General features: G+C 70.4%; 13 protein-coding genes and 1 pseudogene. 4 read left to right on the plus strand and 10 right to left on the minus strand.

Annotation, left to right across the window (positions count from 1 at the left end):
• The first annotated feature begins 182 nt into the window (after window positions 1-182).
• Together FCI23_RS18965 and FCI23_RS18970 are read left to right on the plus strand one after the other, a co-directional pair.
• The gene (locus FCI23_RS18965; protein ID WP_136725099.1) at window positions 183-1,001 is read left to right on the plus strand and encodes an ABC transporter ATP-binding protein; all 819 of its coding nucleotides are present in this window, start codon (window positions 183-185) and stop codon (window positions 999-1,001) included.
• The gene (locus tag FCI23_RS18970; protein WP_136725100.1) at window positions 998-3,577 is read left to right on the plus strand and encodes an ABC transporter permease; all 2,580 of its coding nucleotides are present in this window, start codon (window positions 998-1,000) and stop codon (window positions 3,575-3,577) included. Before FCI23_RS18965 ends, FCI23_RS18970 begins: the two co-directional genes overlap by 4 nt.
• A 37-nt stretch (window positions 3,578-3,614) precedes the next feature.
• On the opposite strand, the pseudogene FCI23_RS18975 reads toward FCI23_RS18970, so the two are convergent.
• Window positions 3,615-3,770: pseudogene (locus FCI23_RS18975) on the minus strand (DUF397 domain-containing protein); the annotation flags it as partial.
• Between the two features lie 340 nt (window positions 3,771-4,110).
• Here FCI23_RS18975 and mfd point away from each other — a divergent pair.
• Window positions 4,111-7,674 carry a transcription-repair coupling factor gene (mfd, locus tag FCI23_RS18980; protein ID WP_136725101.1) on the plus strand — a complete coding sequence of 1,188 codons (3,564 nt, stop codon included), beginning with the start codon at window positions 4,111-4,113 and terminating at the stop codon, window positions 7,672-7,674.
• 436 nt (window positions 7,675-8,110) lie between these two features.
• Here the strand turns inward: mfd and FCI23_RS18985 are convergent, their stop codons facing one another.
• The 9 genes from FCI23_RS18985 to FCI23_RS19025 form a co-directional block, all read right to left on the minus strand.
• Complete coding sequence (locus FCI23_RS18985) at window positions 8,111-8,932, minus strand: phosphate ABC transporter ATP-binding protein (RefSeq protein WP_136725102.1); 822 nt, start codon at window positions 8,930-8,932, stop codon at window positions 8,111-8,113.
• 11 nt (window positions 8,933-8,943) lie between these two features.
• The gene (locus FCI23_RS18990; protein WP_136725103.1) at window positions 8,944-9,825 is read right to left on the minus strand and encodes a sortase; all 882 of its coding nucleotides are present in this window, start codon (window positions 9,823-9,825) and stop codon (window positions 8,944-8,946) included.
• A gap of 90 nt (window positions 9,826-9,915) precedes the next feature.
• A complete protein-coding gene (locus FCI23_RS18995; protein WP_136725104.1) occupies window positions 9,916-11,931 on the minus strand; it encodes an Ig-like domain repeat protein in 2,016 nt (671 codons plus the stop codon).
• A 165-nt stretch (window positions 11,932-12,096) separates the two neighbouring features.
• Window positions 12,097-14,880: a hypothetical protein gene (locus tag FCI23_RS19000; protein WP_136725105.1), complete on the minus strand. Its 2,784-nt coding sequence runs from the start codon at window positions 14,878-14,880 to the stop codon at window positions 12,097-12,099.
• Between the two features lie 11 nt (window positions 14,881-14,891).
• The gene (locus FCI23_RS19005) at window positions 14,892-16,553 is read right to left on the minus strand and encodes a phosphate ABC transporter substrate-binding protein PstS (RefSeq protein WP_246143826.1); all 1,662 of its coding nucleotides are present in this window, start codon (window positions 16,551-16,553) and stop codon (window positions 14,892-14,894) included.
• Window positions 16,554-16,705: 152 nt separating this feature from the next.
• Window positions 16,706-17,950: a phosphate ABC transporter permease PstA gene (gene pstA, locus FCI23_RS19010; RefSeq protein ID WP_136725106.1), complete on the minus strand. Its 1,245-nt coding sequence runs from the start codon at window positions 17,948-17,950 to the stop codon at window positions 16,706-16,708.
• A 1-nt stretch (window position 17,951) separates the two neighbouring features.
• On the minus strand, window positions 17,952-18,989 hold the full coding sequence (pstC, locus tag FCI23_RS19015; RefSeq protein ID WP_136725107.1) for a phosphate ABC transporter permease subunit PstC: 1,038 nt from the start codon (window positions 18,987-18,989) through the stop codon (window positions 17,952-17,954).
• A 178-nt stretch (window positions 18,990-19,167) separates the two neighbouring features.
• Window positions 19,168-20,448 (minus strand): DUF2079 domain-containing protein, encoded by a 1,281-nt coding sequence (locus FCI23_RS19020; RefSeq protein WP_136725193.1) that lies wholly within the window; start codon window positions 20,446-20,448, stop codon window positions 19,168-19,170.
• Window positions 20,449-20,871: 423 nt separating this feature from the next.
• On the minus strand, window positions 20,872-21,588 hold the full coding sequence (locus FCI23_RS19025) for a hypothetical protein (protein ID WP_136725108.1): 717 nt from the start codon (window positions 21,586-21,588) through the stop codon (window positions 20,872-20,874).
• A gap of 137 nt (window positions 21,589-21,725) precedes the next feature.
• On the opposite strand from FCI23_RS19025, the gene FCI23_RS19030 reads away from it, so the two are divergent.
• Complete coding sequence (locus tag FCI23_RS19030) at window positions 21,726-23,783, plus strand: N-6 DNA methylase (protein WP_246143827.1); 2,058 nt, start codon at window positions 21,726-21,728, stop codon at window positions 23,781-23,783.
• The last annotated feature ends 59 nt before the right edge of the window (window positions 23,784-23,842 follow it).

Here is a 23,842-nt window from a genome sequence, read left to right on the forward strand (position 1 = left end):
CGGCGTGCTTTCTCCTACCCCCGATTCGTTCCGGCGAAGGAGGTGCGGCCCCCCGGGGCTCCCTAGAGTTCTGGTGGGGCTAGCCCCCCTGGGGATACGGGGCTTCGCACCATCGCCCCACCCCCCACCGCAGCGACAAGCTGATGACGCACGCAACGCTCATGAAAATCCGGGAGAAAACAGTGACAACGGCAGTAACCATTCCCAAGTCCGGGGGCAGCGGAGGAAGTACGGCTGTTGCCGCCAGCGGCCGCCAGGTCACCAAGGCGTACGGTGCCGGGGAGACCCGCGTCGTCGCGCTCGACGCCGTCGATGTCGACATCGCCGGTGGCCGCTTCACCGCCATCATGGGCCCCTCCGGGTCCGGCAAGTCCACCCTGATGCACTGCCTGGCCGGACTCGACACCGTCACCAGCGGGCAGATCTGGGTCGGCGGCACCGAGATCACCAAGCTGAAGGACAAGAAGCTCACCCAACTGCGCCGGGATCACATCGGGTTCATATTCCAGGCGTTCAATCTCCTGCCGACACTCAATGCGGCGGAAAACATCACGCTGCCCATGGACATCGCCGGCCGCAAGCCCGACCGGGAGTGGCTGGACAAGGTCATCGGGACCGTCGGCCTCGCCGACCGGCTCAAGCACCGCCCCAACCAGCTCTCCGGCGGCCAGCAGCAACGCGTCGCCGTCGCCCGCGCGCTCGCCGCACGCCCCGACATCATCTTCGGCGACGAGCCCACCGGAAACCTCGACTCCCGGGCGGGCGCCGAAGTCCTCGGCTTCCTGCGCAAGTCCGTGGACGAACTCGGCCAGACGATCGTCATGGTCACCCATGACCCGGTCGCGGCCTCGTACGCCGACCGCGTCCTCTACCTGGCCGACGGCCGGATCGTTGACGAGATGACCAGCCCCACCGCAGACACCGTCCTTGAGCGCATGCTGAATCTTTCTGGGGGAACCCCCCAGGCCCCCGCCTTCGACGCGCGCGGGAGGACGTCATGACCGTCCTCAAAACCTCGATGCGCAACTTCTTCGCGCACAAGGGCCGTATGGCGCTCTCCGCCATCGCCGTGCTGCTGTCCGTCGGGTTCGTCTGCGGCACCCTCGTCTTCACCGACACCATGACGGCGACCTTCGACAAGCTCTTCGCCGCCACGGCCGCCGACGTCACCGTCAGCCCCAAGGGCGCCCCCAGCGGCGCCGACCAGCAGACGACCACCAAGGCCGTCACCCTGCCCGCCTCCGTCGTGGGCGAGCTGAAGAAGGTCAACGGCGTCAAATCCGCCATCGGCAAGGCCGACAGCCAGTCCCTCACCGTCGTCACCGCCGCCAACAAGAACCTCAGCCCCACCTCCGGCGCCCCCACCATCGGCACCAACTGGGACCCGACCGAGCTGCGGTCCGTGGCACTCACCTCCGGCCACGCCCCGCGCGGCCCCACCGAGCTGATGGTCGACTCCGACACCGCCGACAAGCACCACCTCAAGATCGGCGACGAACTGCGGGTCATCGCGGTCCCCGGCGACTTCAAGGCGAAGATCACCGGCATCACCACCTTCAAGACCACCAACCCCGGCGCGGCCGTCTTCTACTTCGACACCGCGACCGCCCAGACCAAGCTCCTCGGCTCGGCCAACGTCTTCTCGAAAATCATGCTCACCGCCGACAAGGGCGTCAGCAACGACCAGCTGAAGAAGGCCGTCGCCGCAGACCTCGGCACCGGCACCGGCTACAAGATTCAGACGAAGGCCGAGTCCACCGCCGACAACAAGAACGGCATCGACTCCTTCCTCGGCGTCATCAAAACCGCGATGCTCGGCTTCGCCGGAATCGCCGTCCTCGTCGGCATCTTCCTCATCGTCAACACCTTCTCCATGCTCGTCGCGCAACGCACCCGGGAAATCGGCCTCATGCGCGCCCTCGGCGCCAGCCGCGGCCAGGTCAACCGGTCCGTGCTCGTCGAGGCACTGTTCCTCGGCATCATCGGCTCCCTGCTGGGGATCGGCGGCGGCGTCGGCCTCGCCATCGGCCTGATGAAGTTCATGGGCAGCACCGGCATGAAGCTCGACACCTCCGAACTCACCATCAAGGCCACCACCCCCGTCATCGGCCTGGCCATCGGCGTCATCGTCACCGTCCTCGCCGCCTACCTGCCCGCTCGCCGGGCCGGCAAGGTCTCCCCCATGGCCGCCCTCCGCGACGCCGGCACCCCCGCCGACGGCCGCGCCGGCAAGATCCGCGCCGCCATCGGCATCCTGCTCACGGGGATAGGCGCCGCCGCCCTCGTCGGCGCGAGCCAGGCCACCAAGACCTCGACCGGCGCGAGCCTCCTCGGCCTCGGTGTCGTCCTGTCGCTGCTCGGCTTCGTCGTCGTCGGCCCGCTGCTCGCCGGGGTCGTCGTACGGGTCATCAGCGCCGGCCTCCTCCGCGTCTTCGGCCCCGTCGGGCGCCTCGCCGAGCGCAACGCCCTCCGCAACCCCCGTCGTACCGGTGCCACCGCAGCCGCCCTGATGATCGGCCTCGCCCTGGTCGCGGGCCTGTCAGTGGTCGGGTCCTCCATGGTCGCCAGCGCGAGCGACCAGCTCGACAAGTCAGTCGGCGCCGACTTCATCATCGAGCCCTCCGGCGGCCAGCCCGTCACCCCCGAGATCGCCAAGGCGGTGAAATCCGCCTCCTACCTGGCCCACGTCACCGAGAACAAGTTCCTCGACGTCAAGCTCACCGCCCCGGACGGCTCGACGGAGAACACGTCGATCACCGCCGCCAACCCCACGTACGCCCAGGACCTCCAGGTCAAGACCATCGCCGGCAAGCTGCCCGACGCCTACAACCCCGGCGCCATGTCGGTCGGCGAGGGCTACGCCACCAAGAACCACATCAAGCTCGGTGACCAACTCACCGTCGCCTTCAAGGGCGGCACCACCGCCAAACTCACCATCAACGCCATCACCTCGAAGGACACCGTCTTCGACCAGGGCGCCATGTACACCAACATCACGACGGCGGCTCGCTACGTCCCCGCCGACAAGATGCCAATGAACTACATGATGTTCGCCGCCGCCAAGAGCGGACAGCAGGACGCCGCGTACCAGTCCCTTAAACAGCAGCTCAGCCGCTTCCCCCAGATCACGGTCCGCAACCAGGCCGATTACAAGCAGGTCCTCAAGGACCAGATCGGCCAGCTGCTGAACCTGATCTACGGCCTCCTGGCGCTCGCCATCATCGTCGCCATCCTCGGCGTCGTGAACACCCTCGCCCTCTCGGTCGTCGAACGCACCCGCGAGATCGGCCTCATGCGCGCCATTGGGATGTCCCGCCGCCAACTGCGCCGCATGATCCGCCTCGAATCCATCGTCATCGCACTGTTCGGTGCGGTGCTGGGATTGGGGCTCGGCATGGGCTGGGGCGCGACCGCCCAGAAGCTGCTGGCCCTGCAAGGTCTCGGGGTGCTGGAGATCCCCTGGTCGACGATCGTGACCGTGTTCATCGGCTCCGCCTTTGTGGGGCTCGCCGCGGCCCTCTTCCCGGCCTTCCGGGCGGGGCGGCTGAATGTGCTGAACGCGATCGCTACGGAGTAGCTAACGCGGCGGCGGGGGGTTGGCCCCGGCCTCAGCCTCAGGACGCCTGGGTCGACTTTATGAAGTCGGCCCAGGCGTTCGGCGTGAAGGTGAGTATGGGGCTGCCATCCGGGTCCTTGGAGTCGCGGACGTGGACGGCGGTGGTGGGGGTCGCGGCGACGCAGGACTCGCCCTCGTTGTTGCTGTAACTGCTCCTCGCCCAGGCGGATGGACTGCCTGCGTTCGATTGTTCGCGGAGCGTGACGTATGGCGCACTCGTTGTGCGGACCCGGACCCGGGTTGCCGGGCAACCGTTTCTAGGCGGCGGCTACCGTCCGTACGCGGAACTACCCGCACCGTACTCGATCGTGTAATCACCTCATTCCCACGTCCTTCGGCGGCGGCTGTCGGTGCGGCGAAGTACGCTGGGACACCCCGGCCCGTTCGACGTGTCGGGCGGTTCGCGTTGTTCGGTCATGTCACGCCGGCCACGGGCCCGCACGAATCACGCAGTATCACGTATCACGCATCACGTATTGGGACGGAAAGCCTTCATGAGCTTGAACGGCCTGCTCGACGTTGTCGTCAGCGACCCCGCACTTGCCGAGGCGGTCAAGGCCGCCGGTGACGGCAACCGCCCGAGTATCGACCTGGTGGGGCCGCCGGCGGCGCGGCCCTTCGCGATCGCGGCGCTGGCGGCGCGGACGGGGCGGACGGTGCTGGCGGTGACCGCGACCGGGCGGGAGGCGGAGGACCTGACGGGGGCCCTCCGGTCGCTGTTGCCGCCGGACGCGGTCGCGGAGTATCCGGCGTGGGAGACGCTGCCGCATGAGCGGTTGTCGCCGAGGTCGGACACGGTGGGGCGGCGCCTGGCGGTGCTGCGGAGGCTGGCGCACCCAAGTGCGGACGACCCGACGGCGGGGCGGGTGAGGGTGGTCGTGGCGCCGGTCAGGTCTGTGTTGCAGCCGCAGGTCAAGGGGCTGGGGGACCTGGTGCCGGTGAGCCTGCGCAGCGGGCAGAGCGCGGATCTGAACGAGATCGTGGACGGGCTGGCGGCGGCCGCGTACGCGCGGGTGGAGCTGGTGGAGAAGCGCGGCGAGTTCGCCGTACGGGGCGGGATCCTGGATGTGTTCCCGCCGACGGAGGAGCATCCGCTGCGGGTGGAGTTCTGGGGGGACGACGTTGAGGAGATCCGGTACTTCAAGGTTGCCGATCAGCGGTCCCTTGAAGTCGCCGAGCACGGGCTGTGGGCGCCGCCGTGCCGTGAGCTGCTGCTCACGGAGGAAGTGAGGGGCCGGGCGGCGGAGCTGGCGCTGCGGCACCCGGAGCTCAATGAGCTGCTGGACAAGATCGCCGAGGGTATCGCGGTCGAGGGCATGGAATCGCTGGCCCCGGTCCTGGTCGATGACATGGAGCTGCTGATGGACGTGCTGCCGGCCGGCAGCATGGCGGTGGCCTGTGACCCGGAGCGGGTGCGGACGAGGGCGGCGGATCTGGTGGCGACGAGCCGGGAGTTCCTGGAGGCGTCGTGGGCGGCGACGGCCGGGGGTGGCGAGGCGCCGATCGACCTGGGCGCGGCGTCGCTGTGGTCGATCGCCGACGTACGGGACCATGCCCGCGAGCTGGGGATGCCGTGGTGGTCGATCAGCTCGTTCGCCGCTGCTGCGACATCAGCCGACGCGCCGGCGGAGGAGCTGGACGAGGACACGCTGCTGCTCGGGATGCACGCGCCCGAGGTGTACCGGGGCGACACCGCGCGGGCCCTGGCCGACACGAAGGGCTGGCTGGCCGAGGGCTGGCGCACGGTGTACGTCACGGAGGGTCATGGCCCGGCGGCCCGGATCGTCGAGGTGCTGGGCAATGAGGGCATCGCGGCCCGGCTGGACCTGGACCTGTCGGCAGAGATCCAGCCGTCGGTCGTGCATGTGGCGACGGGTTCGATCGAGACCGGGTTCGTCGACGCCGGTCTGAAGCTCGCGGTGCTGACCGAGACCGACCTGTCCGGGCAGAAGTCCGCGACCAAGGACATGGGCCGGATGCCGTCGCGGCGGCGTAAGACGATCGACCCGCTCACCCTGCAGGCCGGCGACTACATCGTGCACGAGCAGCACGGCGTCGGCCGTTACGTGGAGATGGTGCAGCGCACCGTCCAGGGCGCGACCCGCGAGTATCTGCTGGTGGAGTACGCGGCGGCGAAGAAGGGCCAGCCCGGAGACCGGCTGTTCGTGCCGACGGACCAGCTGGAGCAGGTCACCAAGTACGTCGGCGGCGAGGCTCCGTCGATGCACCGGCTCGGCGGCGCGGACTGGACCAAGACCAAGGCGCGGGCGAAGAAGGCGGTCAAGGAGATCGCCGCCGACCTCATCCGGCTGTATTCGGCGCGGATGGCGGCGCCGGGCTACACCTTCGGGCCGGACACACCCTGGCAGCGGGAGCTGGAGGACGCGTTCCCGTACGTGGAGACGCCGGACCAGCTCACCACCATCGCCGAGGTGAAGGAGGACATGGAGAAGTCGGTCCCGATGGACCGGCTGATCTGCGGCGACGTCGGCTACGGCAAGACCGAGATCGCGGTCCGCGCCGCCTTCAAGGCGGTGCAGGACGGTAAGCAGGTCGCTGTCCTGGTGCCGACCACGCTCCTCGTCCAGCAGCACTTCTCCACCTTCTCGGAGCGGTACGCGCAGTTCCCGGTGATGGTGAAGGCGCTGTCGCGCTTCCAGAGCGACAGCGAGGCGAAGGCGGTGCTGGAGGGGCTGCGCGAGGGGTCGGTCGATCTTGTGATCGGCACCCACCGGCTCTTCTCGTCGGAGACGAAGTTCAAGGACCTGGGCCTGGTGATCGTCGACGAGGAGCAGCGCTTCGGCGTCGAGCACAAGGAGCAGCTGAAGAAGCTGCGTGCCAATGTGGATGTCCTGACCATGTCGGCCACCCCGATCCCGCGCACCCTGGAGATGGCGGTCACCGGCATCCGCGAGATGTCGACGATCACCACGCCGCCGGAGGAGCGGCACCCGGTGCTGACCTTCGTCGGCCCGTACGAGGAGAAGCAGATCGGCGCGGCGGTCCGCCGTGAGCTGCTGCGCGAGGGCCAGGTCTTCTACATCCACAACCGGGTCGAGTCGATCGACCGGGCGGCGGCGCGGCTGCGGGAGATCGTGCCGGAGGCGCGGATCGCCACCGCGCACGGGCAGATGGGGGAGAGCGCGCTGGAGCAGGTCGTGGTCGACTTCTGGGAGAAGAAGTTCGATGTGCTGGTTTCGACGACGATCGTCGAGTCGGGTATCGATATCTCGAACGCGAATACGCTGATCGTCGAGCGGGGCGACAATTTCGGGCTGTCGCAGCTTCACCAGCTACGCGGGCGTGTGGGGCGTGGCCGTGAGCGTGGTTACGCGTATTTCCTCTACCCGCCGGAGAAGCCGCTCACCGAGACCGCGCACGAGCGGCTGGCGACCATCGCCCAGCACACCGAAATGGGCGCAGGTATGTATGTGGCCATGAAGGACCTGGAGATCCGTGGCGCGGGCAATCTGCTCGGCGGCGAGCAGTCCGGGCATATCGCGGGGGTCGGCTTCGATCTGTACGTACGGATGGTCGGCGAGGCCGTCGCCGACTACCGGGCTTCGCTGGAGACGGGTGGCGGCGAGCCGGAGGAGACCCTGCTCGAAGTCAAGATCGAGCTGCCCGTGGACGCCCATGTCCCGCACGACTACGCGCCGGGGGAGCGGCTGCGGCTGCAGGCGTACCGGGCGATCGCGGCGGCGAATTCGGAGGACGACATCGCGGCGGTGCGGGAGGAGCTGGTGGACCGTTACGGCAAGCTTCCGGAGCCGGTGGAGAATCTGCTGATGGTGGCCGGGCTGCGGCTGCTGGCCAGGAAGGTGGGGGTCTCGGACATCACGTTGCAGGGCAATAACGTGCGGTTCGGGCCGGTGGAGCTGCGGGAGTCGCAGGAGCTGCGGCTGGGGCGGCTGTATCCGCGTACGGTCATCAAGAACGCGGCGAAGCAATTGCTGGTGCCGCGTCCGACGACTGCGCGGGTCGGCGGCAAGCCGGTGGTGGGGCGGGAGCTGCTGTCGTGGACGGCGGAGTTTTTGACGGTGGTGCTGGGCGGCTGACGCCGGGCGCGGGTGGCGGGGCGGCTGCGGCGGGCCCTTCCTCTCCCCGCCCCTTCCCGGCTGCGTCCGATTTGCGGCTGGCGCCGCGTGGGGGGCTCCGTCCCGGGCCCGCCTCCTACGCCCTGGCGGGCGTAGGAGGGACCCCCAGTCCTCAAACGCCGGACGGGCTGGAAATGCCACCTGGCTGTGGGCGGGCGTGCCGCAGGGCCGAGCGAAGCGAGATGGGGGCACCTCCTGGGGGCACCTCCCGGCCGAAGGCTGGGGCAGGGTGGGCACATCCCGGCCACAGCCCGCACATGACCTGGGGGTCCCCCCACGCCCGCAGGGCGTAGGGGGCGGGTCCAGGGGGCACAGCCCCCCACGCGGCGCCAGCCGCAAATCGGACGCAGCCGGGAAGGGGCGGGTCAGGGGAAAGGCCCGCCGCAGGCGCCGCGCCTTAGCCGAAGCGCCCCGCCACGTAATCCGCCGTGCGGTCGTCCTTGGGGGCGCCGAAGATGTCCGTCGTCGGGCCGTGTTCGACGATGCCGCCGGGGGTGCCCTGCTCCGCGAGGAAGAACGCGCACTGCTGGGAGACGCGGGCGGCCTGCTGCATGTTGTGGGTGACGATCACGACGGTGACCTCGCTGGCCAATTCCTGGATGGTCTCCTCGACGCGCCGGGTGGAGGTGGGGTCGAGGGCGGAGCAGGGCTCGTCCATGAGCAGGACGCGGGGGCGGACGGCGAGGGCGCGGGCGATGCAGAGGCGTTGCTGCTGGCCGCCGGAGAGGGCGCCGCCGGGCTGGCGGAGGCGGTCGCGGACTTCTTTCCAGAGGCCGGCGCGGCTGAGGCACTCCTGGACGAGGTCGTCCTTGGTCTGGCGGTTGGCGCGGACGCCGGTGAGGCGGAGTCCGGCGACGACGTTGTCGTAGATGGACATGGCAGGGAAGGGGTTGGGCTTCTGGAAGACCATGCCGATGTGGCGGCGGGCGTCGGTGAGGCGGCGGCCGGGGGCGTAGATGTCCTCGCCCTCGAAGAGGACTTCGCCGGCGAGCTGGGCGGCGGGAATGAGCTCGTGCATGCGGTTGAGGATGCGCAGGAACGTCGACTTGCCGCAGCCGGAGGGGCCGATGAGGGCGGTGACCTGGCCGGCGGGCATGTTGAGGGTGACGCGTTCGAGGACTTTGTGGGTGCCGAACCAGGCGGAGACGGCACGGGCGTCCAGGGAGGCGGGTGAGGCGGGTGAGGCAGGGGCGGCGGGGGCTGTGGTGGCGGTGGTCATGGCGGCGGCCTTTACAGGAGGTTGGGGAGGAGCTGGGTGGCCTGGCCTGCGACCTGGAGGCCGAGGACCATGACGAGCGGTGCGAACACGATCCAGGTCTGGTGGCGGCCCCAGCGGTACCAGGCCCAGACGGCGCCGGCCGAGGCGAGGGCGAGTGCCTGGAGCCACATGACCAGCGGCCAGGGGACGCTGGAGCCGCTCGCCATGGGCTCCTCGGAGTTCGGGAGGGTGCCGGACTGGATGGTGGCGGCGGGGGTTTGGTCGGTGGGGGAGACGAGGTCGGCGTCGACCCGCAGGATGCCCCGGGGGAGGTAGGGCGTGCCGGTGGCGGTGACCAGGACGAGGCGGCCCTTGCCTGCGGCGGGCGCGGCAGGAGCGGGGTCACCGGCCCGGCGGGTGTCCAGGACGCGGTAGCGGGCCTTGCCCTGGCCGGTGGTGACGGTGAAGGCGGTGCCGGGGGCCAGGTGGGCGAGGTCGCCGAAGGGGCCGCCGTATGCCGCGGCGCGGCCCATCAGCACACTGATGCCGGCCTGTCCGGGCAGCGGGGTGTCGCGGCGGTGGCCGGGGCCGTCGGCGAGGACGGCGGAGTCGGTGCCCTCCAGGACGACCTGGTGGAGGTGGAGCGCCGGGATGTCGATGAGCGCCACGGGCGTGCCGGGGGCGAGCAGCTGGCCCTGCTGATTGGTCTGGGCGACGGGCGCGGTGCCCTCGGCGAGGGTGGCGCGCAGCGCGTCGTGGGCGGACTGCTGGGCGGCGCGCTGCTGGATGCCGCTGAGCAGCAGGAGCTGTGCGGTGAGGCCGAGCAGCAGCGCGGCGAGGGTGAGCAGCGCGCCCCGGGCGAGCTGCCGCGCGGCGGGGATCCGGGGGATCTGGATCTGTACGGCGACCGTCACGGCGGCCGGCCTCCTTGGGACGGGTGGGGTGCGGCGGGGCCGGGCGGGCTTGACCTGGTCAAAGCCCGCCCGGTGGTTGGGAACCGGTGATCAGGTGGACTTGATGGTGAAGCTCTTGCCGGACTTCGCGATCACGGTCGTCGAGCCCGTGTAGAAGGCGTGCAGCACGTGCTTGCCCTTCTTGAGCTTCGGCAGGGTGATGACGACCTTGCCCTTGCTGAGGGTGCCGGTGGCGATGATCTTCGTACCTTCGTAGATCCGCACCTTGCCGCCGGGCACGGTGCCGGTGGCGGTGACCGTCACGGTGACCTTGGCCTGCTTGGTGTGGCTGATGGTGGCGGGCGCGGTGCTGGTGACGGCCGGGGTGGCCTTGGTGATCGTCAGCTTCGCGGTGGCGGAGGAGGCGTTGAGCTTGCTGTCACCGGCGTACGACACCGTGAGGGAGTGCGTGGCGACACTGAGGGTCCTGGGCAGGGCGACCGACGCCTTGCCGTTCTTGTCCAGGGTGGCGGTGCCGAGGGTCGTCTTGCCCTCCTTGACGGTCACCTTGCCGGTCGGGACGCTCGCGCCGGTAACGGTGACGGCGACCTTCGGGACCTGGCCGTACGCGGTGTTCGGCGCGGAGGCCTTGGTGGTGCTGGCGGTCTTGACGGCGGAGACCGTGCCGGTCCAGGTGGCGGCGGCGCCGGAGCCGGCGAGGTTGTCGGCGTAGAGGGCGACGCTGTAGCTGCCTGCGGCCAGGCCGGTGAAGGTGTACGAGGTGGTGGGGGCGGTGACGTCCTTGTTGGCGACGACGGTGCCGGCGGGGCCGGTCAGCACCGCGCGGTAGTCGGTGACCGGGAGGCCGAGGTCGAGGGGCGCGGCCCAGGAGATCTTGAGGCTGCCGGCGCCGGGGGCGGCGGTGAGGGTGGAGGTTCCGGGCAGGACGTTGGAGGAGCCGTCCTCCAGGCCGCCGAACTTGGCGTGCTTCGTCGGGTCGACCGAGCCGTTGTACGACTCGTTGACGAAGCCGAAGTCGGCGATGACGGCTTCGCTGGAGGCGGAGGCCAGGGCCGCCGGGTGGGCGGCGCCGCTGGTGACGAAGATGTCGTACAGCGAGTCGTTGTAGAAGATGCTGGTGGGGTCGATCGCACGGGTCGGGAGGACGTTGTACACGTCGCGGCCGAAGGTCGCGTTGTTGTAGTAGGCCTCGACCGGGGCGAGCTTGCCGCCCGCCGCGGTCTGGACGGGGGCGGTGGCAGTGGTGTCGCCGGAGAACGTGATCGAGGCCAGGTAGGCGCCGCCGGTCTTGGCGGTGGTGCTGTGGTCGGGGGCGATCCCGTTGTTCTGGGCGATCCAGCTGGCCGCCGAGAACGGCATCAGGTCGCCGTCGTTGGCGATGACGCCGTTGGCCTGGTTCTCCTGCGTCGGCTGCACGATCGAGCCGAGGCTGCCGTCCTGGACACCGATCGCGGCCAGGAAGAACTTGCGGGTGCCCGAGCCGGCCTGCGGGATGTACGGGGTGACGTTCTGCCCGTTGACCGTGATGGGTTTGCTGCTGGTGTAGATCTCGGCCAGCTGCGCGGCGGTGAGGTTCGCGAGCGCGGTGCCCTTGACGAGCATGCCGACCGCGTCCCGGGCGAACGGGACATAGGTGAGGGCGGTGATGCCGGGGCCGCTGACGCCCGGGCCGCCGGAGGAGCGGGCGAAGTCCACCTGGCCCGGGATGACGGTCCCGTCTTTGACCGGGAAGTTGGTGCCGGTGAGGGAGGAGCTGAGCGCCGCGCGGCCGGGGCCCGAGCCGTTGGGGCGCAGGAACGACGTGCCGTTCTGGCGGGTCGTGATGTTGGCGGTGGTGGAGCCGGTGCTGGGGTCCACCGCGTCGTACGAGGCGATGCCGGCACCGTTCGCGGTCACGGCGGTGGACGCGTAGCTGGTGCCGTTGACGGTCTCGCCGGCGAGGGCGTTCAGCACGTCCTGGGTGGTGTCGGAGCCTACGCCGACCAGCGTGCGGAAGGTACCGGACGCCGGGTCGGCGGAGGCCGGGCTCGCGAGCGTCAGGCTGCCGATCGCGACGGCGACCGTGAAGGCCGCGGTCGCGGCGGCCGTGGAGCGCTTCATGCGCATGAAAGGTCTCCTGCTAAGGGTAGTGAAAGCGGGTCGTGGCGCTGGTGGTGCTGGAGGTACTGCTGGTGGCGCGCGCGGACGCCTCGGGCGTTCGCGGTCTGGCATGGTGGTGCTGGCCGTCCGCCCCGACTGCCTTTCGGGGCGGACGGTCGTCTGTGGGTGCTGTCAGCCGAGCGGCGTGCCGTCCTTGCCACCGCGGCCCGGTACGCGCAGCCGGCGCAGGCGGCCCGGGAGGGTGAGGCGGGGCAGGACGGTGACGGTCCGGCCGCCCGGCAGATTCAGCCGTAGCGGCAGCGGTAGTGACCGAAGGCCGGCGCCGCCCGCCAGCGGTGCGCCGAACGCGGCGAGCAGTCCGAGCGCGGCTCCCACCGGCACGGCGTAGCGCAGGGCGTTGGCCGGGTCCGCGGGGGTGGTGCCGGTGGCGGTCGTCTCGACCGCCGTTCCGCCCCCGTAACTGGCGGTGCTGCTGGGGCCGGCGCTTGCGTTGGCGGAGGCGTTCGGGGTGGTGGCGCCGGTGGTTCCGGAGGTGCTGCCGTTTCCGGTGGTGGTGTTCGTGGTTCCGCCGGTGGCGGTGGTTCCGCTGCTGCTGGTGGTGGAGGAGTCCGAGGTCGTCTTCCAGTCGGCCAGCACGGTGGCGGCGCTGAGGGTCTTGGCGCGCAGTGCCTTGGACAGCGGGGCGTAGCCGGGGGGCAGTTCACCGGGGTTGGACCCGGTGGTCTGTCCGGCGCCGGCGGCGTACCGCAGGAGCTGCGCGTAGTCCTGACGGGCCGCGGCCTTGAGCTCGGCGGGCCGTGTGGCGGCGTACACCAGCTCGGTGAGCGGATAGGCGTTCTTGGCCTTCTGGGTGGCCGGATCGACCGGGCTGACGCCGCTGTCGGTGCTGCTCGCCGTCGCCGCGGCGACGGTCAGGGCCGTAGTGGTGGGTGCGACGAATTTCCCGGAGGCGTTGAGCAGCCGGGCGGTCTGCAGGCCGTACCGTGCGGCGGAGGCGGCGTCGGTGATGGTGAGCACGAAGCGCTGGCCGACCGTCTGCGGGCCGGGGCTCTGCCATGACGGGGGGCTGACGAGGGGGTTCCAGGTCGACTTCCACAGGGTGTCGGCGCGGAGCGTGTGCAGGGCGCCGGAGTGCATGTCGTCCACGTACGGGTGGAAGTCGGTCATGCACTGCTTGTCCGTGGCGCCGCTGTTGGCGGGGATGGTGCACCAGGGGTCGCTCTTGGGGTAGCTGTCGAGGGAGGTGTCGAAGGCGATGCCGGTGGGGTTCAGGTCGGGGTTGGTGCTGTAGTACGGGTTGACCCGCATGCCCCAGTCGTCGGGGACACCGGCGAGGAACTGCCGGGCCGTCTTGTCGGACTCCGCATAGGCCCACAGTTGCCGGGCGGTGTCGGAGCGGCCGAGTGCGGTGATCAGGTCGGTATCGGTGCCGGGGTTCTCGGCGACCGCGAGGTTGGCGAACTCCGGGTTGTAGTGCACGAATTCGGGGTCGCTGACCAGACCGGCGGGGTTGTTCAGAGTCCACGCGTAGCCCTTGGCGGCTTTTTGAGTGGAAGTGCCGCCGGAATGCTGGGTCGTCACCGAGCCCCAGGTGGAGCTGCGGTAGGACTCGGTGAGCAGTTTGGCGACGAGCCTCGGGGTGAGGTCGATGGACTGGACCTTGGTGCCCGACTGCTTCTGCACCGATTCCGGGGCCGTGGATTTCGCTCTTCGTTCGATGGTGAAGCCGATGACGGCGCCCGCGACGACGACCGGCGCATAGCTGGTTTTGCCGGTGGGCGCGCTGGTGCCGTAGTCGGAGCCGAGGGCCCGGGTGGTGAAGACCATGCCCGCGCTGCCGTCGGAGATGAGTTCGTTCCGGGCGTCGGGTTCGCCGAGCTGGGTGTAGCCGAAGACGGTGCCGGTGGAGCACAGCGACGCCTGCCAGCTGGTCATGGCGTCCGCGGCGAGCTCACTGCCGGTGGTGGCACGTTCGTTGGACCCCAGGGCGCAGCTGTTGCCGACCAGATTGAAGTCGAGCTTGATCGCGATGCGGTTCTGCCAGTTGGTGGAGGAGACCGGGGAGCCGGCATTGACCTGGGTGGGGTCCGCGTACGGCTTGCCGTCGAGGTCCAGGTGGCCCTGCGGAACGATCACCAGCCAGCAGGAGCGCGGCTTCGTGACACCGGATGTCCTGACGGCGTCGCCGCAGCCCAGCTGCGGGGCCTCGTTGGCGGTCTGCATCTCGAAGTTCTGCTGGCCGGTGCCGTCGGCACCGGTGCGGGCGAAGTCGACCTCGTTGGTGGTGTTGTAGCTGTAGAGGGCGTTGTTCTGGGTGCTGTTGGTGATCACGGTGCCGTCGACGGATTTGAAGGGCACTTCACCCTGGCCGAAGTTACCGCCGGCCCCGTAGCGGTTGTCCCTGCCGTAGTTGGCGGGGTCGGCACTGTAGATGACGGCACGGGTGTCGTCGTAGCCGTTGCCGGGCCAGGTGCTGCGTCCGGTGGTCGGCGAAGCGCCGTACTCGCACTGGGTGCGCGGTGGCCCGGGGTTGCTCGGGACAGTGCCGTCGTCGGCACCCCAGCACTGCATGATCTGGACGAAGTCGGTGTTGAACTGGGTGCCGGCGAAGGTGGTGGAGGTGCCGCCGGTCCAGGAGACGCTGACGCCCTGGCTGGTGAGGTGCTTGGTCTGGCCGACGGTGAACTTCATGCCGGCGAACTCGCCGCGGCCTGAGGCGGTGACGGCGGAGCTCTGGTCGGCGCTCGCCGCTGTCGCGGGCTGCGCGGCCTGGGCCACCACGCCGCCCAGCAGAGCGCCTATGGCGGCGCCCGCCGTGAGGCGCAGGAGGAGCCGGGCGCCGGGGTGCTGCCCCGGGCGGCCGTGGGGCCGGCCCGGGTACGCCGAGGTGTCCGGGCCCCTGCGCAGGCGCTCCCGGACAGTGCCCAGGGCCGTGCGCACATACCGAGGTGTCATGTCGTTGCTCCTCACGAGGACGCGTCCTCGCGGGCGCGGAGCACCCGGGAGACGACGGAGGGAAGCAGGATCAGTGCGAACACGGCAAGCACCGCCAGCAGCATCAGGGTCTGCGCGCCGCCCCAGCCGGCCTGCCCGGCCACGGTCACCGGCTGGGCGAGCGCGACGGTGCCGGCGGCGGTGGCGCCGCCTGTTCCGGTGCCGGTCGCCCCGCCCGAGGCGGAGATGGTCTGGCCGGTGTCGGGGTTGACCGAGGCCGCCCCGCCCGATGTGCCCCCTGCGGCGCCGCCGGCGCTGGAGCCGCTGGTGCCGCCCGTCGTCCCGGCGGTTCCGCCGGTCGTACCGTCGGAGGAACCGCCCGAGCTGCTGCTGGAGCTCGTGGCGCCGCCGCTTCCGGTGCTGCAGGGAGTCGCGCCCTGCTTGTCACAGGCCTGCGGGTAGGGGGCGGTCTTCGCGAGTTGGTTGGTGCCGTCGGAGCTGAAGGTGGGGTTGTTGCAGCTCTTGATGTTGATGTTCTTGGTCACGACGCCGGGTATTCGGCGGATCTGTTGGAAGCCGGCCTGGACCAGGTTGATCGGCAGGGGCGAATAGCCGAGTTTGGGGGCTTGTTGCTGGCCCTGGCACATGAAGTAGTAGGAGAAGGCGCCCAGCGTCCTGCCCTTGGCCTTGGTGAAGGTCCCCTGGACCTTGAGCGGGAGGATCATGTACGAGTAGCTGGACAGCGGGTAGTTGCGCCGGTCGGTGTCGGTGTACACGCCGTCGAGCTGCTGGGTGAGGTAGTCGGCGGACTTCGCATTGGTGTTGATCTTCGCCTTGAGCAGCGAGACCGCGACATTCTGCGCGGTCGGCTCGGTGTAGTACCCGGCGTGGTTCAGGACCTTGGCGGCCGGGTATCCCGCATTGCGCGCGTACGAGTAGTTGACGTAGCCGATCGCGCCCTCGCCGTAGCCCTGGGCGACGTACCCCGCCACACCCAGGTCACCGGACTGCGCGATCATCCCCGAGGTGGTCGGGTAGTTCGACGTCTCACCGCACGCTCCCGAGCGGCCGACACGACCGCAGTAGGCATTCCACAGCGCCTTGTGCTGGTTCGCCATCCACAGCGTGAACTGGGCGGTGGAGCCCGAGCCGTCGGAGCGGACCACCGGCACGATGGTGCGGTGCGGTAGCGCGAGCCCCGGGTTGTCGGCCTTGATCGCGGCGTCGTCCCAGTAGCTGATGGCGCGGGTGAAGATCTTCGTCACGACATCCCCGGACAGCCGGAGATTGGTGACCTTCTTTCCGCCGATCGTCAGGTGGTACATGAAGACCGTGCCGCCTGCCACGATCGGCATATACGCGTAACTGCCCGACGCCGGGCTCTCGGCCGCCGAGCCGTCCGTCGGGTGCGTCTGGAAGGGGATGTCGGAGACCGCGAAGTCCACGGTGCCGTTCAGGAACTGGCGGCGGCCGTCCGACGATCCGGTACCGGAGTAGCTGATCCGCATGCCGTACTGCGTGACATCGCGCCGCCACTCGTCCACCGCGTTCTCGGCCCAGGTCGACCCGGCCCCGGCGACCGGTGTGTAGCTGCCGGAAGCGGCGGCGGCGCCCGCGTCGGGACCGAGCAGCACGGACGCCACGACGGTGAGCAGCGCCATGAGGGCGCCGAGGGTGCGCCGGCGCAGCGGCACGGCACCGGGTCGCGGCCGGCTTGACGCCGCCGGGCGGCGCGGGCGGACCTCCCGCTGTCGCGGTGGCTGCTCCGATCGCGTCCGGCGATTGAGGACGGAACCAGCCCGTCCGGTGATTGAGGAAAAGCTGCGGGGAGCGAGGCGGCGGGGCATCAGGCGTTCTCTCCGTTACCGGGGGCGGGTTCCCACCCGAGCGGGGGCAGTTCGGGATCGTGCGGCTGCGCGAATCGCTCCGAATCGCGCCGGGAGGCGCGCTGCGTGCGCCGCGCCTGGCGCTTGTTCTGCTGGCCGGGGCCCCGGCCGCCGATCACCCGGGCGATCGCGAAGAGCACGAGGACCAGGGCCATCAGGACCGCCGCCGCGCCGAAGCCGCGGGCGATCATGGCGGGTTCGGGGGACTTGACGAAGGAGAAGACCGCGAGCGGCAGCGACACCATCGGGCCGTGCGCCGGGTCGGTGTTGAGCGCGGCGGTGTAGCCCGCGGTGAGCAGCACCGGGGAGGTCTCGCCGATGCCGCGCGCGGTGCCGAGGATCACCGCTGTGGCCAGTCCCGAGCGGGCGGTGGGGAGTACTACGTGCCATACGGTGCGCCAGCGCGGCGCGCCGAGCGCCTCGGCCGCTTCGGTGAGTGTGCCGGGGACCAGCCGCAGGACGACATCGGCCGCCCGGATCACGATCGGCAGCATCATCACGCTGATCGCGAACGCGGCCGCGAGCCCGGACTTCTGCAGGCCGAGGCCGAGGATCCAGGTGGCGTACACCATCAGCCCGGCCACGATCGACGGCAGTGCCGTCATCGCCTCGACGATGGTCCGTACGAACCGGGAGAAGCGCCCCGGCACTTGGTTGAGATAGACCGCGCAGGCCAGCCCGAGCGGGACGGTGATGGCCAGTGCGATCACGATCATGATCAGGGTGCCGAGCATCGCGTGGGCTATGCCGCCGTTGCTGAGCGGGTCCAGCGGACCGGCCTTCTGCATGTCCTGGGTGAAGAAGTTCAGGTGCGTGAGTGCGTCGCGGCCCCGGTAGAGGGTGAAGCCGACGACGAGGACGAGAGCGGCGAAGAGCAGCGACGCGGCCGACCACAGGACAACCGTCATCACCCGGTCGCGGACGGCGGGGCCGTCCTCCTCCAGGCCGACCAGCACCGCGTAGGCGGCGAGGAAGGCGAGGTACGCGATGACCACGAAGCCCAGCCCCCCGGAGAGCGGGGCAAGCCTGCCGAAGAGCAGCAGCGCCACGCACAGCCCGGACGCGGCGGCGCCGCAGAGGGAGAGCACGCCGGAGCGGCTCAGGCCGCCGATATGGCGCGGCTGGTCGGGGAGTTCGGGCGTGTCAGGCCCCTCGGGGGGTGTCGGCTCGGTGAGCGGTTGCGTTGTCTCTTCGACGACCGTCATCTCATGCCTCGCTCTGGGCGCCGGACCGGGAGCGGGCCACGATCGTCGACGCGGTGAAGTTGACCGCCAGGGTGAGCAGGAAGAGCGCAAGGCCCGCCGCCATCAGCGCTGACATCCCGAAGTCGGAGGCGTCGCCGTAGTGCAGGGCGATGAGCGAGGAGACGGAGTTGGAGCCGGTCTGCAGGATGTGCGGCTGGATGGTGAAGACCGGCGAGATGATCAGGTACACGGCGATGGTCTCGCCGAGCGCCCGGCCGAGCCCCAGCATCGTGCCGCCGATCACCCCGCCCTTGCCGTAGGGCAGGACCACCGCGCGGATCATGCCCCAGCGGGTCGCGCCAAGGGCGTACGCGCCCTCCCGCTCGCCCGCCGGGGCCTGCGAGAAGACCTCGCGCATCACCGAGCACTGGATCGGCGCCACCATCAGCGCCACCACGATCCCGGCGACGAAGGACGAGGCGGTGTAGACGCTGGCGGAGGCCAGCGGGTCGCCGGGCTGGGCGCCGTCCACCTTCAGGAAGGGGATCCAGCCGAACCAGTCGGACAGCCAGCGCGACAGCCCGATCACATTCTTCTGCAGGAAGAACAGCCCCCACAGCCCGTACACCACCGACGGCACGGCGGCCATCAGATCCACCATCGCGATCAGCGTGCGACGCAGCCGGCGCGGTGCCACGTCGGAGATGAACAGCGCGGTACCGAGCGCCAGCGGCAGCGAGATGACGACGGCGACGCCGGCGATCAGCAGGGTCCCGGTGAGGACGGCGGCGATGCCGAAGTGGTGTACGTCCGGTTGCCACTGGGCGGTGGTGAGGAAGGAGAAACCGGTGGCGCGCAGCGCCTGGGCGGCCCTCAGCAGCAGGAACAGGCCGACCGCCGCCATGATGGCCAGCACTGCTGCCCCGGCGGTGGTCAGTTGGTACCGGAAGATCCGGTCACCCGCGGCGCGGGCGGTGCCCAGCCGGCGCGGGATGTCGTCGTCGTACGATTCGTGCCCGTACGAGCCGGGTCTGCCAGACCCCGCGTCTGCAGATGCCATCGTCGCTGCTCTCCCCACCTCGGATGGGCGAGCCAAAGGCGTCGCACCGGGGGAGATTCAATGGTCGAAAGGTGGCTTTGTCGCCCATCGTTGGTTGGCCGGTAGGCGAACATTGAGTGTTCTCATGGTGTGATGACGGCATGAGGGTTTGGTGAAGTTTGCTGGGGCGGGTGGTGTGTTAACCGGTGCTCTTCACATCCAGCATCATGACCCAGTACCCGTCCTCGGCGGCCAGCATCGTGTAGGTCGCCTGGGGGTGCAGCTGCTTCGCGTAGTCGAGCAGCGCGGACTGCGAGGTGCCCAGCTGGTCCAGGGCGATGAAGGACGGTGTGAGGCCGGGGGCGTCACCCACCCAGAAGACCTGGGTGCGGTTGGTGAGGTGGGCGACGGTGCCGACGTTCCCCTCGACCGTCGCGCCGTCGGGGATCCGGCCGAGGACGCGGGCGGCGGCAGCGGCGCGCGGGCCCGGCTGGTAGGTGGCGGTGTGGGTGAGGTCGGCCAGCGGGAGCGTTGTGCTGAGTGCGAGGGCGGCGGCGAGGGTGGCGGCCGGGAGGTGGCCGGCGTAGGAGCGGAGGCGGCCGTGTGCTCGGGGGATGGCGTCGGTGAGGGCCAGGAAGGCGATGGGCATGAGGGTGGCGTTGTAGTGCCAGTCGGTGCCCCAGTAGTGGTCGTCGTTGGAGACGAAGCGCCAGGCGAGAGTGGGGAGTGCGGCCAGCAGGAGCGGGGAGCGCAGCGCGAGCAGGCCGCTGGTCGGCAGCAGGATCCACAGCAGGGTGCGGACCTTCAGGTTGGGGTTGGTGAGGAGGCTGCTCAGCGGGGAGCCGCCGTTCTCGCCGAGCTTGTTCCAGTAGTCGTAGCTGCCGCCGGCGTTGAAGGCCGGGATGACGACGGTGAAGGTGATCGCGCAGGCGACCACCCCGAATACGATCATCCCGACTGCGAAAGGTACCGCGCGCGGCTCGGCGCGGCGGGCCCGCGACAGCACGATCAGGCTGATCGCGGCGGTCGTCAGGCCCAGGTCCTCCTTTACCAGGACGAGGGGCGCGGCCCACAGCAGCGCCGTCCGCCAGCGCTCGCGCAGCACCGCTTCGAGGGCGAAGGCGATGAGCGGCACGGCGAAGCAGATCTCGTGGAAGTCGAAGTCCACGGCGCGCTGGATGCCCCAGGACAGCCCGTACGCGATGCCGATCGCGAGCCCGCTCCTGCGGCCGAGCAGACGGGCGGCGGCGCGGGTGACGGGGACGGCGGAGAGGGCGAAGAGCGCGGCCTGGGCGGTGAGGAGGGTGATGGGGGTCGGGAAGACCCGGTAGAAGGGGGCGATCAGCGCGGTGATGGGGCTGAAGTGGTCGCCGAGGATATTGACGCCCGGGCCCCTGATCTCGGCGATCGGCGCCTGGAGGTGGGCGTAGGCACGCACCGCCTGCTCGAATATGCCGAGGTCCCAGGACATGGTGGCCATGCGCCGGAAGCGGCATATGGAGAGCGCGGCATAGGCGGCGAAGAGCAGTATCGCCAGCCAGTACGGGTCCAGTCGGGGCCGGGTGAGCACGCCGGTACGGGACGCGACGACAGCCTCCGGCTCCGCGCCGGAGGCGGCCGGGGTGACGGCCGGGGCGGTGGAGGTGGTGACCACCGGGGTGATGTCGGTGTCGGCTGAGTGCGCGTAGGACCTTTTGGCGGACCTCTCGGCTGTCAAAGGACGCTCCCCTGGCGTGGTCGGCCTCTTCTAGGGGGGATACGCCTGACGCGGTCGTCCGGTTGACACCCTCCCCCGAAAAAGTATGCGAGAGCTTGCTGTGAGTTCGAAGAGGGGGGTGCGGAACGGCACGGACGGCCTTGCCCTACCGCAGGGCCGCGTAGGCGCGCGGCCCTGCCCGATGGGTCAGGCCTTGCCCTTGAGGGCGGAAACGATCTGCCCGGTCAACTTCTTCGCCGCGGCTGCGCCGTTGTCGCTGCCGCTGCTGGAGAGCACTGACACTACGGCCGTTCCGACGCGGGCCGCTGTCAACGTGGTGCCGCTCTGCCAGGAGGAATCAGTCAGCGTGATCGTGTAGGCCTCGTCTCCGAGGCCGGCCTCGGAGTGCTCGGAAACCTTTACTTTGCTGCTGGTCTGCGAGTCGGTGAAGGAGGGGCACGCGGAGGCGAGCTTGACCACCGCGCCGATCACCTTTTTGGCGGTGGTTCCGCGATAGACGTCGATCTCCTGGGCGATCTCGGCGGAGGTGCTCTTGTTGATGTAGTCGCCTTGTGCGAATGACACTCCGTCGATGCCGGTGAGGGCGATCCACGATGTGCCGTCGAGCTTGGTGCAGTCCGGCTTGGATACCGCGGCGACGGACGGCTCGGAGTAGGTGTCCCCGGTATCGCGTGTGGCACTGGAGTCGCTCGCGAAGCCGGCGGCGAAGAATGTCGCCGGTGCCAGCGCCTTCTTGAGCTGTGTGCCCGTAAGCAGGCCCGCGTTCGGGTCCTTCGCCGCGGCGGATGTGGCTCCCGTCGAGGCGGATGCCTTCGTGGAAGTGGAGCCGGACGAGCACGCTACGAGAGCCAGGGGCAGGGCCGCGCTGGCAAGCAACTTGGTGGCGGTGGACAGATGGCGCATAGCAGTTCGGCCCCAACGGTTCGGCGGTGTAGTGGTGCGGTGGGGTCAATGAGAGCAGAGAGTGTGAACCGAGTCAACGCGAGCCTATGAATTGGGTAAGTTCACGCTGTGAAGGGATCTCTGTCGCATTCGTGGGTATGATCACCACCACAGTCACAGCGCACAGAGGGGGCCAGGTGCCCGACAACGCAGCAGAAGTGACAGCCGCCGGGATCGCCCGGCTCGCCGGGGTCGGCCGCGCCGCCGTCAGCAACTGGCGCCGCAGGCACGGGGACTTCCCAAGGCCCGTCGGCGGCACCGACACCAGCCCCACCTTCGCGCTCGGCGAGGTCGAACAGTGGCTGCGCGACCAGGGAAAGCTCGCCGAGGTGCCGCTGCGCGAACGCGTCTGGCAGCAGATCGAAGGCCACCCGGCGGGCACGGCGGTCGCGCTGCGCCAGGCCGGCGCCCTGCTCCTGCTCGTACGGGACCGGCCGGCCGGCTGGCGGGACCTGAGCGCGCACGCGCTCACCGCCGCCCTCCAGGAGCTGCTCGCCCGCCGTTTCGACGGGCGGTTCCCGCTGGACACCCCAGTCGAGCTCCCATCACTGCGCGGCACCGCCGACCTCGCCGCCGAACTGGGCACCCGTCAGGCATACGAATTCCTGCTCGGCCGGCACCTCGACGCCAACCCCCGCCAGTACACCCTCACCCCCGCCGCCCCGGCCGAGCTGATGGCCGCCCTCGCCGGCCCCGTACGCACCGTCCTCGACCCCGCCTGCGGCACCGGCACCCTGCTGCGGGCCGCCGAAACCCCCGGCGCCCTGTACGGCCAGGACACCGACCCCGACCTCGCCGCGCTCACCGCACTGCGCCTGGCCCTGCACAGCGACGGCACCACCGAGGTCCGCGTCCGCCCCGGCGACAGCCTGCGCGCCGACGCCTTCCCGGGACTGCGCGCCGACGCCGTGCTGTCCCACCCCCCGTTCAACGAACGCAACTGGGGCCATGAAGAACTCGCCTACGACCCCCGCTGGGAGTACGGCTTCCCCGCCCGCACCGAATCCGAGCTCGCCTGGGTCCAGCACTGCCTGGCGCACGTCCGCGACGGCGGCACCGTAGTCCTCCTCATGCCCCCCGCCGCCGCCTCCCGCCGCTCCGGCCGCCGCATCCGTGCCGACCTGCTGCGCCGGGGCGCGCTGCGCGCCGTCATCGCGCTGCCCGCCGGCGTAGCGCCCCCGTACGGCATCCCGCTGCACCTGTGGGTGCTGCGCAGGCCCGGCGGCGGCAGCGCCCAGCCGCCCGCGCCGCACCTACTGCTGGTGGACACCGCCGAACTGGCGGCCCCCGGCGGCGAGAAGGCCCCCTGGCAGACGGTCCGCACCGCCGTCCTGGACGCCTACCGCGCCTTCGACCAGCACGGTACGACGCAGGAGCGGCCCGGCGTCAGCCGCGCCCTCCCCGTCATCGAGCTGCTCGACGACGACGTGGACCTCACCCCCGCCCGCCACCTCCCGCCCCCCGCCACCGGCGGCGCCGCGCAACTCGCCGACGTACGGGACCGGCTCGCCGCCACCCTGCGCCGTACGTCGGAACTCGCGCCGACCGCCACGGCCGGTGCGGCCGCCCGCTGGCCCAGCACCACCATCGGCGAACTCGCCCGCGCCGGCGCCCTCGTGCTCCGCGCGGGCGGCCCCGGCAGCACGGCAGCCGGCACCGGCACCGGCACCGCAGTCCTCACCGAACACGACATCGCCGTCGGCACCGCCCCCACCGGCGCCCTCCCCCCGGGTCCCGCGGAAGGCCCCGCGGAGGAGCCCGTGCTCACCGAGGCGGGCGACGTCGTCGTCCCCGTCCTCGGCCGCGGCTCCGCCGCCCGGGTCATCGACGAGGCCACCGCGGGCGCCGCCCTCGGCCGCAACCTCTACCTCCTGCGCCCCGACCCGGCCACCCTCGACCCCTGGTTCCTGGCCGGTTTCCTGCGCGGCACCGCCAACAACCGCCAGGCCAGCAGCTACGCCTCCACCGCCACCCGGCTCGACGTCCGCCGCCTCCAGCTCCCCCGTCTCCCGCTCGCCGACCAGCGCCGCTACGGCGAGCGGTTCCGCACCCTCGCCGCCTTCGAGGACGCCCTCCGGCTCGCCGGGCAGCTCGGCGAGCAACTCGTGCAGGGGCTGTACGACGGGCTGACGGACGGGACCGTACAGCCGGAATAGTCTGTGAACGGGTGAGCGACTGTCCGATGCGGCCTATACCCTCACGGTGTCAGCCGCAT

This window comes from Actinacidiphila oryziradicis, from assembly GCF_005047355.1.
Taxonomy (GTDB): Bacteria; Actinomycetota; Actinomycetes; order Streptomycetales; family Streptomycetaceae; genus Actinacidiphila; species Actinacidiphila oryziradicis.

Coding starts and splice junctions, on each gene's coding strand:
- FCI23_RS18970 (WP_136725100.1), top strand. CDS start 998: ATGACCGTCCTCAAAACCTCGATGCGCAACTTCTTCGCGCACAAGGGC.
- mfd (WP_136725101.1), top strand. CDS start 4,111: ATGAGCTTGAACGGCCTGCTCGACGTTGTCGTCAGCGACCCCGCACTT.
- FCI23_RS18985 (WP_136725102.1), bottom strand. CDS start 8,932: ATGACCACCGCCACCACAGCCCCCGCCGCCCCTGCCTCACCCGCCTCA.
- FCI23_RS18995 (WP_136725104.1), bottom strand. CDS start 11,931: ATGCGCATGAAGCGCTCCACGGCCGCCGCGACCGCGGCCTTCACGGTC.
- FCI23_RS19000 (WP_136725105.1), bottom strand. CDS start 14,880: ATGACACCTCGGTATGTGCGCACGGCCCTGGGCACTGTCCGGGAGCGC.
- pstA (WP_136725106.1), bottom strand. CDS start 17,950: ATGACGGTCGTCGAAGAGACAACGCAACCGCTCACCGAGCCGACACCC.
- pstC (WP_136725107.1), bottom strand. CDS start 18,989: ATGGCATCTGCAGACGCGGGGTCTGGCAGACCCGGCTCGTACGGGCAC.
- FCI23_RS19020 (WP_136725193.1), bottom strand. CDS start 20,448: ATGGCCACCATGTCCTGGGACCTCGGCATATTCGAGCAGGCGGTGCGT.
- FCI23_RS19025 (WP_136725108.1), bottom strand. CDS start 21,588: ATGCGCCATCTGTCCACCGCCACCAAGTTGCTTGCCAGCGCGGCCCTG.
- FCI23_RS19030 (WP_246143827.1), top strand. CDS start 21,726: ATGATCACCACCACAGTCACAGCGCACAGAGGGGGCCAGGTGCCCGAC.